Source organism: Micromonospora sp. CA-240977 (assembly GCF_050942285.1).
Taxonomy (GTDB): domain Bacteria; phylum Actinomycetota; class Actinomycetes; order Mycobacteriales; family Micromonosporaceae; genus Micromonospora.
Window position 1 is genome coordinate 402,793 of the sequence record NZ_CP192055.1, and the last position, 14,375, is coordinate 417,167.

The 14,375-nt window shown below is 69.7% G+C and carries 9 protein-coding genes; 1 reads left to right on the forward strand and 8 read right to left on the reverse strand.

From position 1 onward, the window contains the following. Positions 1-109: 109 nt before the first annotated feature. The 3 genes from ACQPWW_RS01980 to acs form a co-directional block, all read right to left on the reverse strand. Positions 110-2,560 (reverse strand): immune inhibitor A domain-containing protein, encoded by a 2,451-nt coding sequence (locus ACQPWW_RS01980; RefSeq protein WP_433134080.1) that lies wholly within the window; start codon positions 2,558-2,560, stop codon positions 110-112. Between the two features lie 341 nt (positions 2,561-2,901). Next, positions 2,902-5,697 carry an immune inhibitor A domain-containing protein gene (locus ACQPWW_RS01985; protein ID WP_433128524.1) on the reverse strand — a complete coding sequence of 932 codons (2,796 nt, stop codon included), beginning with the start codon at positions 5,695-5,697 and terminating at the stop codon, positions 2,902-2,904. 267 nt (positions 5,698-5,964) lie between these two features. Beyond that, entirely contained in the window at positions 5,965-7,929 is a 1,965-nt protein-coding gene (gene acs / locus ACQPWW_RS01990; protein WP_433128526.1) for an acetate--CoA ligase, read from the reverse strand. Positions 7,930-8,324: 395 nt separating this feature from the next. Here acs and ACQPWW_RS01995 point away from each other — a divergent pair, with 395 nt between their 5' ends. After that, positions 8,325-9,071 carry an oxidoreductase gene (locus tag ACQPWW_RS01995; RefSeq protein ID WP_433128528.1) on the forward strand — a complete coding sequence of 249 codons (747 nt, stop codon included), beginning with the start codon at positions 8,325-8,327 and terminating at the stop codon, positions 9,069-9,071. 7 nt (positions 9,072-9,078) lie between these two features. On the opposite strand, the gene ACQPWW_RS02000 is transcribed toward ACQPWW_RS01995, so the two are convergent. The 5 genes from ACQPWW_RS02000 to ACQPWW_RS02020 form a co-directional block, all read right to left on the reverse strand. Continuing rightward, positions 9,079-9,711: a TetR/AcrR family transcriptional regulator gene (locus ACQPWW_RS02000; protein WP_433128530.1), complete on the reverse strand. Its 633-nt coding sequence runs from the start codon at positions 9,709-9,711 to the stop codon at positions 9,079-9,081. Then, positions 9,606-10,970 (reverse strand): methyltransferase family protein, encoded by a 1,365-nt coding sequence (locus tag ACQPWW_RS02005; protein ID WP_433128532.1) that lies wholly within the window; start codon positions 10,968-10,970, stop codon positions 9,606-9,608. Before ACQPWW_RS02005 ends, ACQPWW_RS02000 begins: the two co-directional genes overlap by 106 nt. After that, positions 10,967-11,863 (reverse strand): hypothetical protein, encoded by an 897-nt coding sequence (locus ACQPWW_RS02010; RefSeq protein ID WP_433128534.1) that lies wholly within the window; start codon positions 11,861-11,863, stop codon positions 10,967-10,969. Before ACQPWW_RS02010 ends, ACQPWW_RS02005 begins: the two co-directional genes overlap by 4 nt. A 182-nt stretch (positions 11,864-12,045) precedes the next feature. Further along, a complete protein-coding gene (locus ACQPWW_RS02015; RefSeq protein ID WP_433128536.1) occupies positions 12,046-12,849 on the reverse strand; it encodes an HAD family hydrolase in 804 nt (267 codons plus the stop codon). A gap of 550 nt (positions 12,850-13,399) precedes the next feature. Then, complete coding sequence (locus ACQPWW_RS02020; RefSeq protein ID WP_433128538.1) at positions 13,400-13,747, reverse strand: hypothetical protein; 348 nt, start codon at positions 13,745-13,747, stop codon at positions 13,400-13,402. Positions 13,748-14,375 lie beyond the last annotated feature (628 nt).

Consider the following 14,375-nt stretch of genomic DNA (forward strand, 5'->3'; position numbering starts at 1 on the left):
GGTTGTCCCCTGCGGGTGCGCCGGGCGTCGTCCCGGTGTCGGCCGGACAAAGGGCGGCGCCCGGGCAGACAAGCTGCCCGGGCGCCGCTGGGTGGTGCGGGATCGTTGGTCAGAAGATCCGGATCTTCATCGAGGTGCCGTCCTGCTCCAGAACCTTGATCTTGACACCGGTCGCGGGGAGCTTGACGCCGTGGTTCGGCAGCTCCTCGTAGAAGTACTTCTTGGTGTCGTCGAACAGGGGCTGCGCAGCCTCGCCGCGGATGTACTGCGGCTGGCTGTTGAGGCGCAGGGTGAACGAGTCGGCCTTCTTGAGGCTGAACGGCGCGTCGTAGACCTGGACCCGGGCCCGCCACGGAGCACCGGTCAGGTTGTAGATCGGCTCCGGGTGCGCGTCGATGTACAGGTTGCGACCCTCACCCGGGTGACCACCCGGGTTGGACTCCGACACCGGCGCCGTGTTGTTGTCGGCGAACCGGGTGTTCCAGTACGAGATGAGCAGGCCCTCCTGGTACGCGTAGTGGTCCACCCAGTCCGGGCGGGTGTTCGCGTAGCCGAAGAAGTACGGGCCGGTCTTCAGGTACTTGTCGTACGAGACGTACGACCGGTTGCCGGCGATGTAGTAGTTGTCGAACAGCCGGGTGTAGGTCGCGCCGACCACCTGGAAGTCCTCCAGGGCCCAGCCGGCGTCGGTCTCGGCGCCGTCACTGAACACGGTCTGGCCGTCGGCGGTCACGGTGATCGCGTCACCGAAGAAACCACCCTCGGAGACACCACCGTCGGTGACGTAGTGCAGGCGGACCTGCGCCGACTTGCCGGCGACAGCGGTCAGCGGGATGTTGATGTCGGCCCAGGCACCGTTGCTGGTGCCGGAGAGGGCCGGACGGTCGGCGCCGTCCACGCCGATCGGCTTGCCGTTGACGGTGCCGTCCAGGTCGATCCAGGACTGACCGCCGTCCGTCGACGCCTCGAAGTAGAGGTAGTCGTAACCCGCTTCGATGCTGTACTTGCCCTTGAGCGACAGCGCCGCGGAGGACTTGCCGGTGAGGTCGAACGTCCTCGTCATCGTGCTGTCGAGGCTGTCCTCGTTACCGGAGAAATACTGTTTCGCGCCTTCGACGGGCGCGCCGTAGTTGAACGTGTACTCCCGTTGGGGCAGCACCACCACGGCGGCCTGTGCCTTCTCGGAGTTGTACTCCTGTGGACCGAGGTCCAGCTTCTTGTCCTGGCCGGCCACGAACACCTTGTAGTCCAGCCAACCGAGCTGGAGCTTGTTCCACGCGCCGAGGTCGCCGCCGCGATCACCGATCGCCGGGTCGTTCTTGGCGCCGAGCCGGCTCTGGGCCATCAGGGTCCAGTGCTCGTTGTTGTTGTCAGCGGGTCCGTAGTCGTCCGGCAGGCCCAGGTCGTGGCCGTACTCGTGGTAGAAGACGCTGCGGCCGCCGTTTTCCGGCTGGATCGTGTAGTCGCGGATCCAGACGCCGGTGTTGCCGATCTCGGTGCCACCGATCGGAAGGTTCGGCGGGCCGACCGGCGAGCTGTTGTAGGCCGACCAGCGGTGGCTCCAGATGGCGTCCTCACCCTGCTGCGGGTCACCGTCGGCCTGGTCGCCGCCGGAGTGGACGATCTGGAAGTGGTCGATGTACCCGTCCGACTCGTTGAAGTCGCCGTCACCGTCGTAGTCGAACCGGTCCCACTGGTCGAAGGACCGCATCTCCTCGGCGATCTGCGCGTCCGTCCGGCCCTTGGCCTTCTGGTCGACGACCCACTGGTTGGCGGCGTCGCGGACCAGCGCCCAGGTGTTCGAGCAGACATTGTCGGGGCAGACGGCCCGATCGTCGCGCGGGTCCGGCTCCTGGCCGGGCTTCGGGTCCGGGATCGGGTCGTCGGAGCGACCGTAGCGGGCCTCGTTGTACTTGACCTTGACCCAGTCGGTCACCTCACCGTCGACGGTGTAGCGACCCGAGGACTGCGCCTCGTAATACTGCTTGAGCGACTCGTCGCCCGGGTTGGTGCCGAAGTAGACCTGGCGGAAGTGCTCCGGGCTGAAGTCCGGCTGCCAGATGGTGGAGTTGTCCACGGCCCGGTTGGGCTCGGGGATCTTGTTGTGCAGCGGCCCCTGGAACGTCGTCGGCCCGGCGATGTCCGGGTTCGTGTCCTTGTCCGGGTAGGACGGGTGCCGCTCGTCACCGAACTCGGCAAGGATCACGAAGATCTTGTCGGTCCGCTCACGCTCAAGCTCTACGTACTGGTCCCGGGGCTCCGGGTCGGTGCCGGCCGTGCGGGCGTTGGCCCTGGCCGTGCCCGCCTTGCCGACCTGGCCGACCTTGACGACCGTGCTGCCGTTGCGCTCGATCGGCTTGCTGCGACCGCTCAGCACGTCGCTGAGGCCCTGCTGACGGAGCGCGCGGCGCTTGTCCTCGAGCTTGTCGGGGAGTTCGTCCTTCAGCGCCTGCGGCTCGGCAGCGGCCGGTGCTGCCGGCAGTTTGGGCTGCGGCGCCGCCGAGGCGGACGGACCGTAGATCAGGCCCGTCGCCGTCAGTGAGAGCCCGAGCAGACCCACTGCGACTTTGCGCACGTGGTACCTCCGGTGTGAGGGAACCGGCCCCACGGGGGTACGGGCCGGTGGGAGATCGATCCCACGAGTGGGACCAAGGGTGAACATAGTTACTGCTGGGACGGGTGGGAAGACGATCGCGTCGATTTGTTGCAAGATTTTGTTGGGAATGCTTTTCACCGTCACACCCCAGCGCTTCATCAGCCACATTGACCAGAGGCGGGCCGACCGTCCCGGTTTGAAACGACATATTTCGATAGCCCTGATCGATGTACGACAGTGGGGCCGGAGGCGTCTCCGCCACCGGCCCCACCAACCGCTGTTATCGGTTACCGCTCAGCAGCGCGTCACTTCGTCGCCGGGGTGACGAAGATCGTGGCGGACGAGTTGTCCTTCGCGGCCTTCTTGACGGTGAGCGACACGCCGTAGTTGACGCCCGCGTCACCGGGGTTGCCGGTGCCCAGCACGATCGCGCCACCGCCCAGGGTCACGCCGTAGAACTCCGGCGCCGGGCTGCCGTCCGGGTGGGTGACCCGGGTGGTGTACGGCGCGTTGTTCCGCGACGGAACGACCACCGACGCGTCGTTGTCCCGGGCGTACGCGGCCCCGTCGCGCATCTCGATGCCCGGGTACCAGGTCTTGGCATCGGTGAAGGACTTCACCGGCGCCTGCGCCTTGAACTTGGTGCAGTACGCGCTGTACGGCTCGTCCGCCGCCTCCAGGCACTCCGTGAAGGGGTACGTCTTCTGGAGCGTGAAGGCGGCGTTTGCCGACTGCGGACGGCTGGGCAGGTTGTCCGTCACCGACGGGTCCTTCACGGCCGCCTCGCCCGTGCGGCGGTACGGGTCGAAGTGCGAGTCGACGATGAGCAACCCGCCCTTCGCGCCGTAGCTGGGCAGGGCGGTCATCTGCCCGGTGACGTGGTTGACGTCGCCGAGCGCGGTGTCCCGGTACCAGACCAGCATGCCCGGCGCGTTGTACGAGATCCGGTCGACCTTCCACGCCTCGTGCGAGTAGATCGTGTCGTACGCGTACTTCAGGCCCTTGTCGAAGCCGTCGAAGTTGCGCCACTCGGCCAGGTAGTACTGCGCGTGTACCTCGGTGCCGCCGGAGACCTTCCAGCCCGCGCCGGTGGTGTCGACGAAGGTGCCACCGGTCGCGGTCCAGCCGTTGTCGCCGCCCTCGACGTCGTCGCTCCACGTCGTGGCGCCGCCGCCGGTGACCGCGAAGTCATCGACGAACCAGTTGCGCTCCTCGAACGCCTCGTCGGTGGCGAGACGCAGACGCACCTGGACGGTCGTCCCCGCGTACGCCGACAGGTCGACGTAGTCGTGACGCCAGCCGTCGGTGCTGCCGGTCAGCCCGTACTTCTTGCCGCCGAAGTCGTTCATCCGGCCGTTCGGGTCACCGTAGTTGTCCGGCGTGGTGACCACGGTGCCGTCCTCGGCGTAGACCTTCTGCTCGGTCCAGGTCGTGCCGCCGTCGGTGGACAGCTCGAGGAAGCCGTAGTCCCAGTCCTCCTCGATGATGTAGTTGTTCCACATCCAGAACTTCGCGTCCGCGGCGGCCGGCACGTTGACCGAGCGGCTCAGCTTGACGTCGGCCCAGCTCTGGTCGTTGTTGCTGTGCCACATCTTCGTGCCGCTGTGCGGCGTGGCAAGCGTCGTCACCTTGTCCGGCAGGTCGACCTTGATGCCGTCCTCGGCGTCGATCGGCGTACGCGAGGTCTGCCCGAGCTTCACCTCACGCGGGTTCGACCCGGGGCGGATGGTCAGCGGGTCGGCCCAGCCGAGCACCCACTTGTCCCAGATGCCCATGTGCGTGGGCAGCGCCTGGAAGATCTCACCCGAGTGCGATCCGGAGGCCATCAGGTCCCAGAAGTCCACGTCGGAGTCGGCGTTGCCGGACGTGTCGTAGAGGTCCGGCAGACCGAGGTCGTGGCCGAACTCGTGGGCGAAGACGCCGACGCCGGCGTCCTCCGGCTGCACGATGTAGTTCGACACCTTCAGGTTGGTGCCCGGGATGGTGTAGCCACCCGGAACCGAGGAGGAGTGCGCCCACACGGCGTACACGCCCTGGTCGCCGCCGCCGCGCGACTTGCCCTGCCCGGCGTGCACCAGCACGAGGTGGTCGATCACGCCGTCCGGCTCGTAGACGTTGCCGTCACCGTCGCGGTCGGCCTGGTCCTCGATGTCGTAGTCCGCCCACGGGAAGGCGGGGTCCTTCGCGGCGAGCGCCTCGATCGCGTCGCCCGCCAGCTTGCCCGCGCCGGCCGGGTTGTCCGGGTGGCCGTTCATCGTCTGCTCCCGGCCGGGGACCCAGTTGCCGTCCTCGTCCTGGGTGCAGCGGTTGGCCGCGTACCAGCCCTCGGAGTGCGGCACGGTGATCCACGGGCTGGCCTGCCCGTCGACCGTGTACGCGTTCTTGGACATCTCCAGGTACATGTTGTGCATGGTGCGGCCCGAGATGTCGATGCCCTTCTTGCCGTCCGGGCCCTTGAGGTCGGTACGGACCCGCTCGGTGATGCCCTTCTTGCTGTACAGCATCTTGTTGTAGTGCGACGGCGAGAAGTCCGGCACCCACATCGAGTTGTTGTCCTCGTGCGGCAGCCGCGACGGGTCCGGGATCGTGTTGTGCTTCGGCCCGTTCTGCACGGTGCCGGGCACGCAGGTGCGGTCCTCGAACACCGTCTTCGGGACCATCACGTTCGTGAAGTCGTCGTTGGCCTTGTCGTTGAACTCGACAAGCAACGTCAACAGCTTCGCCGTCTGCGTGGTCGGCGCCTGCTTGATCTTGCGAGGGTTCTTGCCGGTCTGGATCGACTTCGCTTCGATCTTGGCCAGCTGCTTGGCGGTGACCGGGTTGCCGCGCGCGTGCTTCTGGTCGAACGCGCGGGCGGATTCCACGGCGGGCGTGTAGACGCCGCCCTTGCCCTTCACCTCGCGGCCGGTGGTGTCCGGCTGCACCTCGGGCTCGGCGTAGTTGATGTAGTACTCATCCGCGCCGATCACCGCCCGGGGCGTCGGGGACGACGACTGGGCCGCCGCGCTGCCCGTCACGGTCAGTGACGTGGCCGCGAGGGCGATGGCGGGCAGTGCGACGAGTAGTCGTCGCCGCGACCCGGACTGCGGTTTGTGGTTCATGCCGCTCCATTTCTCGGGCATGGGGAGGAGGACGTTGGATCGTCCGACCGTCGATGTGACGAGCGTCGAATTGTTCCAACCTGCGTGAACCTAAATCACAACCGGCCGAAAGGACAGTGGTGACCCACCGCTTGGGCCGTTCAGCTTCTTTCGACTCCCCCGACCGACCGATGTGACAGTGGCGGGACGCTGTGGGTCGTACCCGTAAGAAATGACGGAGGGTGGCGGTCCGCACGGACCGCCACCCTCCGGTGTGTACGCCTGCCGTCAGTCCTCGTCGGACTTGGCCCCGCTCATCCCCGACGAGATCAGCTCCATCACCGAGGAATCCTGCAGGGTGGTCACGTCGCCGAGCGACCGGTTCTCCGCGACATCGCGCAGCAACCGGCGCATGATCTTGCCGGAGCGGGTCTTCGGCAGCTCCGGCACCAGCATGATCTGCCGCGGCTTGGCGATCGGCCCGAGCGTCTTCGAGACGTGGTTGCGCAGCTCGGCGATGAGCTGCTCACCCGCGTCGCCGGCGATGTCGGTGCTGCCGCGCGGGATGGCGAACGCGACGATGGCCTGCCCGGTGGTCGGGTCGGTAGCGCCCACCACCGCCGCCTCGGCCACCGACGGGTGCGACACCAGCGCCGACTCCACCTCCGTGGTCGAGATGTTGTGCCCGGACACCAGCATCACGTCGTCGACCCGGCCGAGCAGCCAGATGTGCCCGTCGTCGTCCTTCTTCGCCCCGTCACCGGCGAAGTACATGCCCTCGAACCGGCTCCAGTAGGTCTCGATGAACCGGTTGTCGTCACCCCAGATGGTGCGCAGCATCGACGGCCACGGCTCGCGCAGCACCAGGTAGCCGCCGCCACCGTTCGGCACCGACTGGCCCTGGTCGTCCACCACGTCGGCCACGATGCCCGGCAGCGGGGCCATCGCCGATCCGGGCTTGGTCGCGGTGACCCCCGGCAGCGGGGAGATCATGATGGCGCCGGTCTCGGTCTGCCACCAGGTGTCGACGATGGGCAGCGCCCCGCCGCCGATGAACTCCCTGTACCACATCCAGGCCTCGGGGTTGATCGGCTCGCCGACGCTGCCGAGCAGCCGCAGCGACGACAGGTCGTGACCGGCCGGGATGTCCTCGCCCCACTTCATCATCGTGCGGATCAGCGTCGGAGCGGTGTAGAGGATGCTGACCTTGTACTTCTCGACGATGTCCCAGAAGCGGCCCCGGTGCGGGGTGTCCGGGGTGCCCTCGTACATCACCTGGGTGGCCCCGTTGGAGAGCGGGCCGTACACGATGTAGGAGTGGCCGGTGACCCAGCCGATGTCGGCGGTGCACCAGTAGACGTCCGTCTCCGGCTTGAGGTCGAAGACCGCGTGCGTCGTGTACGACGCCTGCGTCAGGTACCCGCCGGTGGTGTGCAGGATGCCCTTCGGGCGGGCCGTGGTGCCGCTGGTGTAGAGGATGAACAGCGGGTGCTCGGCGTCGAACGGCTGCGCCGTGTGCTCGGCCGACGCGGTCTCCACCGTCTCGTGCCACCAGTGGTCCTTCGCCGACCAGGCCACGTCCTCGCCGGTACGGCGGACCACAAGCACGTGCTCCACCGACGGGCAGCTCGCCACCGCCTCGTCCACTGTCGGCTTCAGGGCTGACGGCTTCCCCCGCCGGTAGCCGCCATCCGCGGTGATCACCACCTTGGCGCTGGCGTCCTGGATCCGGTTGCTCAGCGAGTCGGCGGAGAAGCCGCCGAAGACCACGCTGTGCGCCGCGCCGATCCGGGCGCAGGCCAGCATCGCGACCGCCGCCTCCGGGATCATCGGCAGGTAGATCGCCACCCGGTCGCCGGCCGTGACACCCAGCTCGGTCAGCGTGTTCGCCGCCCGGCAGGTCAGCTCGTGCAGGTCGGCGTACGTGATGGTCCGGGTGTCGCCCGGCTCGCCCTCCCAGTGGATCGCGACCTTGTCGCCCCGGCCCGCCTCGACGTGCCGGTCCAGGCAGTTGTACGCCACGTTGAGCTGCCCACCGACGAACCACTTCGCGAACGGCGGGTTCGACCAGTCGAGCACCTCGTCCCACTTCTTCGACCAGGCCAGCCGGTCGGCCTGCTTCGCCCAGAACGCGAGGCGGTCGGCGTCGGCCTCCGCGTACGCGTCGATCGTGACATTGGCGTGCGCGGCGAGTTCGGCCGGCGGGGGGAACTGGCGCGTCTCGTTCAGCAGATTGGCCAATGCCTCGCTCATGCCGTGACTCCTCGTCCTCGGGTGACCTGCGTCTCGCTGGGCACGAGGGTAGTCCCGGGTCCTCCGGCCGGCGACCACTGCCCGCCCCGGTCGCGCCGAGCGGCCCCCGCCGCGCGCCCGACGGCCCGTCCCCCGCCCGACGGCGCGTCCCTCCCCCGATGGCGCGTCCCCGCCCGCGCGGGCGGGGACGGCGCGGCTTGATCGACACGGGTTTGGTGAAATCGGGGTATCCGGGCCTCGCGGACACCCCGGCATCACCAAGCCCGTGTCGACCTTGGCCTTGGCGTGGGTCGAACCGGCCTGGCCCCGTGGCCGGTGCGGCGGGTCGGGTGGTCCGGATCGCGCTGTGGCCGGGTGCGACCCGCCGGGCCGGGCCGGGTCGCTAGCGTGGCGGGGTGACCACCGACCCGCTCGCACCCCTGCTCGCGCTCGCCGACATCGCCGCCGCCGTCGAGCGTGCCCGCGAACGGTTCGACAAGGCGCTCGGGCACCGGGCGCTGCGCCGGCACGGTGGACAGGTCGCGGCCGAGGTGAGCCTCCGCTCGGCGGTGGCCAGCGCCGCCCTGGAGGGGGCCGGGCACGACCGCGAGGCGGTCCGTGCCGGCACCGTCACGGATCCCGTGCTCCAGGGGGCCCTGCGGGTCGCCGGGGCGCTGCCCGGCCTGAGTGAGCTCTGGCCGAAGGCCCCCCGGCAGGCTCTCGCGAAACTGCACGTGCTCGCCGCCCGGGACGTGGTGCCGGAGGCCGAGTTGGGCCGCCCGGTGGCCGACCCGGTGGTCGCCACCCGACTGGACGGGCTGGCCGGGCTGGTCGCCGGCGGCACCACCGTCTCGCCGCTGGTGCTCGCCGCAGTGGTCCACGGCGAGTTGCTGAACCTGCGCCCGTTCGCCGGCCCGTCCGGCGTGGTGGCCCGTGGCGCCGCGCGGCTGGTGCTGCTCGCCAGCGGCCTCGACCCGCGCGGGCTGCTCGCCGTCGACGTCGGACACCGCGAACGGGAGCCCGAGTACGTCGGCTCGGCCGGCGCCTTCACCACCGGCACCCCGGACGGGCTGCGCTCCTGGCTGCGGCACTACCTGACGGCGGTCGAGGTCGGCGCCGACCAGCTCACCGTCATCGGCGACGAGATCCTCGCCGCCGCCTGAGCCGCTGTCACTCCCGCCGTACCGCGCGGTTCACCTTGGCCTGCAACGCTCGGCGGGCGATCGGCCCGAGGTCGTCGACGATCTCCAGCAGCAGCGCGAGCTGGTCGAGCGCCGCCATCGCCCGGTCGGCCCCCACCCGGTCCACCCCGTCGTAGAGTTCCAGCCCGATGAACGCGGCCGACACCGCGCGGGCCAGGCCGGGCACGTCGGCCACCTCGGCGAACGGTGACCCGGCGAGCAGCCTGCGCAGAACCGCCTCGATCTCGTCCACCCAGAGCTGGAGCGCCGCCGCCGTCGGCACGGCCAGCCGCTGGTCCGCCTGCGCCCCCGCCAGCATCTGGGCCAGGAAGCTGACGTTGCCGAGCTGGCGTTCCTCGTCGTGCAGCTCCCGCCCGACGGCGAGCAGATCGCGCAACGACCCGGCCGAGGCCAACCGCGCCGACCAGTGCTCGACCCGCTCGGCAGTGCTGACCCGGCAGGCCGCCGTGAGCAGATCGTCGACACTCCCGAAGTGGTAGAAGACCAACGCCTGGTTCACCCCGGCGGCGGCGGCGATGGTACGGGCGGAGACGCCGGCGATCCCGTGCTCCCGGATGGCGGCGATGGTGCCGTCGAGGAGGCGCTGTTTGGTGTCGGACATGGCTCTCCTCGCGAGCGGGCCGGGTGCGGCGGTGCGATCATCGCATCGGTGACCAGTTGGGCGAGCCAGGTGGCCCCGGGCAGTCGTAGGGTCCAGCCGACCACCGCCCAGCCGAGATGGACGTGTTCGAGTCCACGGGCGACGGCGGCCACCCCCCGTTCCGTGTGGCCGTCGCCGCCCACGTACTCCGCCCGCCACAGCACGCGCTCGTGCTCTCGGGCGGGTCGGATCCGCAGCCCGACCGGGTGCCGCCGGGCCAGCGCCCGCCAGACGGCAGTGCAGGGCCCGCAGCCGTCGTCCAGCCAGAGCACCGCCGGTGGCCCCACGGAGTACGGCCGCCAGCGCGGCCACCAGTCGCGCACCTGCCCCCGGTACGACCGCCAGGAGTCGCCGTACCGCACCCGTAGATCGTTGTGCTCGTGTGGCCCGGCCACCGCCGCTCCGAATGCCCCCGCCGACACCGCCGCCAGGGCCAGGGTGACGCTCCGGGTGACCACGGCGGTGAACAGCAGCAGCACCACCGCGGTGAACTGCATCGGGTTGGCCAGGTAGGCGTACGGGCCGGTGGTGACCAGACGACGCGGCGGGTCCCACGGGTACGGCGTGCCGCCGCCCCGGACGGCGAACTCGGCGACGGCGGCCAGCGCCGGCGTGGCCGCCAGCACTGCCAGCTGCGCCACCACCAGCAGCCCGGTGCGGCGCAGCCCGGTCAGCCCGGCCCACGACCCGTCGCCCAGTTCGAAGGCCACTGTGGGCAGGAACCAGAGCAGCAGGGCGGCGAAGACTCCGACCTGGAGGAGCGTCCGCGCGCCCAGGTGCCGGCGGTCGGCGCAGAACCGACCGAGCAGTTGGGCGGGTAGGGCCACCAGGAGCAGCCCGACCACCTCCCCGACCAGCCAGTGCGGGCCGAGGCGTACCAGCGGGTGCAGCGCCGGCATCGCCACCACGTCGACCCAGAGCAGCAGACCCAGCGCGACCGGCAGTGGCAGCACCCGGCGCAGCAGCACCGGCAGCGGACCCCAGAGGACGGCCCAGCCGATCCACAGGTCCACCGGCATCCCCCGGAACGCGCCGTCGACCGTCGCGAACGCGTACCAGCCGGTCCGGCGAGCGACCTCGTGCAGCGCGGCGATGCCGATCCCGGCCGCGACGAACGCCAGCAGCCCCGCGGCCCGGGAGACCCGGTCCCGCACCCGGCCACCGACGGCGAGTACGGCGAGAAGCGGCAGCACCAGGCTCAGCCAGCGGGCGGCCGTCACTCCAACGCCAGCATGTCGAGCAGATGCCCGACCCCGGCGCCGAGCAGCACCTGCTGCACCGGTCCGAAGTACCAGGACGGGTCCAGGCCCCGGGCGTAGTCGACCTGGACCCGGACCTCGGTGTGCCCCGGATCGATCGCCCGCCAGCTCAGCTCCGCGTGCCGCCAGGTGAACCACCGCGCGGTGATGGAGCTGTCCTCGACGAAGCGGAAGCCGACCCGCCCCGGTGCGACGTCGTCCACCTCGGCGAGCAGGTGGCCGCCCGGGCCGTGCGCGCTGCCGTGGTAGCCGAACATCCACCGGTCGCCGAGGCTGAGCCCGTCGCCACTGACCTGTCCCGGGGTGGGCACGCCCAGCAGCCGCAGCGGCGCGGACCGGACGCCTGTCGGATGCGGGCCGGCGGCGAGGTGCTCTCCCACCCGGTCGACCGGGAGCGCGACGACCCGGGTCACCTCTACCGTCTGCTCCGGATCGATTCGGCCGGCGATGCCACTGCCCTCCAGGCCGGGCAGGAGCAGCAGCGGCACGGCCACGAACACGTACGGCCGGTTTGCCTTCTGGAGGGCGCGGATCAGCGCGGTGGTGCCGTGCGCCACGGCGTAGACCAGTGGGGCGGCCAGGAGGACGCAGACCGCACCCTCGTGCAGCATTACCGCCGCCAGCAGCAGGGCCATCGTGGTGGCCGCGAAGACCCTGCCGTGGGCCGTCTGGCGGGGGGTGAGCGCGAGGGCGGCGGCCAGCAGCACCGGAAGCGCCACGAAGAGCACGGCGCTGTCGGCCCGGCCCTGGTCGACCACCCCGACGAAGACGACCACCCCGAAGAGCGTGATCAGGCCGGCCAGGACCCAGTGCGCGGCCGTTCGCTCCGCTGGCGGTTCATCGTCGTGAGTCATGTGACCTCCGGTTTTAAGCGGTCGCTCAAACCGAGCATACGACTACTTGAGCGGACGCTCAAACCGGTGGTTGGGCAGGAGTGGGCACCGTGCGGTGACGAGGGCGGCACGCACCGTCGCTCCGGCGACAGCAGGTGCCGGTACGAGAGAAACGCGGGGAAGGGTCGCGCAGCCCGGACTGGTCAGGCGGTGGCGGCGGCGCGGGTCCGGCGATGCCGGCCATACCAGGCGATACCGATGGCCACGCCCACCCCGACCCCCAGGGCCGCGGCGGCGACCGGAACGGCGGGTCGTTCCCGCAGGCGGCGGCCCAGCGGAATCGGGTGCCGGAACTCCAGCACCGGCCAGGCATTCTCCGAGGCCAGCTTGCGCAGCTGTCGGTCCGGGTTGACCACGCTCGGGTGACCGACGCACTCCAACAACGGACGATCGCTGTACGAGTCGGAGTATGCGTACGACTCGGCGAGGTCGTAACCCCGGACGGCGGCCAACTCGCCGACCGCCTCGACCTTGCTCGGACCGGCGGCGTAGAACTCGACCTCGCCGCTGTACCTGCCGTCGCGAACCGTCATCCGGGTGGCGATCACGTCGGTGACCCCGAGCAACTCGCCGATCGGCCGGACCATCTCCTCGCCGGATGCCGACACCAGCACCACATCCCGCCCGGCGGCCTGGTGCTCCGCGATCAGGACAGCGGCTTCGGCGTACACATAGGGGTTGATCAGCTCATGCAGTGTTTCCGCGACGATCTGGCGGACCTGCTCGACCTGCCAGCCCTTGCAGAGCGCAGCCAGGTAGTCCCGTGTTCGGGCCATGGTCTGCTCGTCGGTGCCGCCCAGCCGGAACATCAGCTGCGCGTACGCCGACTTGACCACGTCACGCCGGGTGATCAGCCCGTCCCGGTAGAACGGCCGACCGAACGCCAGGGCGCTCGACTTGGCGATGACGGTCTTGTCCAGATCGAAGAAAGCGGCACTTCGGCCCACGGCGCGAAAGTCTAGCCGGATGGTCTATCGTCGGCGGGTGCCCGGGGTCAGGCCACCCGTCAGACCTGCGGGCTGGCACCAAAAATCCCGCTCTGCGTGATCACGCTCACACTCCGCAAGGAGATTTTCGCAGTGAGTGGGGTCGGCACCACTCGACGTGACGGGCGCGCTCAGGCAGACTTGTCCGTACGACGAGCTTTCACATCCCCGAAACAGACAAAGACCCTCAGCGGTTGCACCCCCCGTGGCCGCTGAGTGGTTCGGCTCGACCCCCCCGGAGCCGAACCTTCGACGACCCCCGTCTCCCCCCGACGGGGGTCGTCCCTTTGTGGGGAGCGCTCCCGGCCGGGTGGCGAACGAGTGTCGAAGGCCGCCGAGTGGCCGCCCGGCGCCCCGAGCACGGACCCATCCGCACGCGCTGACGACTGGGCGCGCGTCGACAGCTCCGCACTCCGGCCTCGGCGGTTGATGCGAAGACCACGGGACAGGGGCGGCCGGTTGACCAGCGAATTCGTTGCCGAAGCCCGGGCAGATGGTGCGGGAGCCGCGCCTACGGGTGGTCCGGGGAAGCGATTTCCACGTACTCGCCGAACGGCTCGATGGATCCGTCCCAACCGTTCCAACCCTGTTGGGTGATCTGCCCGTCGGCGTAGGTGTACGACCAGCGGGCACCGTCCTCGCCCTCGATGTGGACGGTTCCCGAGCGAACGAACGGCGCGATCGCGACGTAGAAGGCTGTGGTCTGATTCGACCACTTGGGGTCACCCTCGTCGTCGTACCCGAACTCGATCCAGTCGCCGTCGCGGATGATCGAGGCTCGGGCCACATCCGCCAGGTCGACCAGCGTGTCGATCGACGGAGACGCGTCCGGCCTGTACCAACCAGCTCGTCTCGCCACGGCGGCCTGGGTGGCGGCGGCCGCAGCAGCGTCGTCCGACTTCGGGAGGTGCAAACGGCCTGAAGGCCTCACCGTGTATCCCACGGCGTGCACCCTACAACGGTCGATGCCCACCCATGGGCCCAGAAGTGGCTTGTCCAGGCCGAGTAAGAGTCGTGCCCACCCCTTGCTCGTCGGCGATTGCCAGGATCGGGAACCGTTCGGCTGTTGGGGCGGGAAGGATCCCCGCCTTCGACAGTTGTAGGACGGCAATGGGTCGGCCGGACACAACAGTGGCCACCTGGATGACCACTGTTCGCCGAGGTCCGCTAACCCGTTCCGGTTGGCTGCCTCCTCCGGCGCGGGGCCGCCAAGGGTCGCGAAGATGCGCGATGCGCACACCGCGCGTGACGGTCTTTGTGAGAAGCGACCAGACACCTTTCATCGACGAATGCTTCCGCCCGCCTGATCGCGCAAGATTTCAGCGATGGGGAGTGGCTGGTCGCACTTGTCGGCACCCGGAGCGGCGCGACGATCGTATCCGGTTTATTGCCCAAGAGACCTGGACGGCGTCGCGCTGTGCGGGGGTATACCTGCGCCGATGCTGCCGGGAGACGTACTGGTTGAGATTGGCGACGACCTGCTCAGC

What these genes read in the sequence shown, in the direction of transcription:
- acs (WP_433128526.1), bottom strand. Translation starts at nt 7,929, where the DNA reads ATGAGCGAGGCATTGGCCAATCTGCTGAACGAGACGCGCCAGTTCCCC.
- ACQPWW_RS02000 (WP_433128530.1), bottom strand. Translation starts at nt 9,711, where the DNA reads ATGTCCGACACCAAACAGCGCCTCCTCGACGGCACCATCGCCGCCATC.
- ACQPWW_RS01985 (WP_433128524.1), bottom strand. Translation starts at nt 5,697, where the DNA reads ATGAACCACAAACCGCAGTCCGGGTCGCGGCGACGACTACTCGTCGCA.
- ACQPWW_RS02010 (WP_433128534.1), bottom strand. Translation starts at nt 11,863, where the DNA reads ATGACTCACGACGATGAACCGCCAGCGGAGCGAACGGCCGCGCACTGG.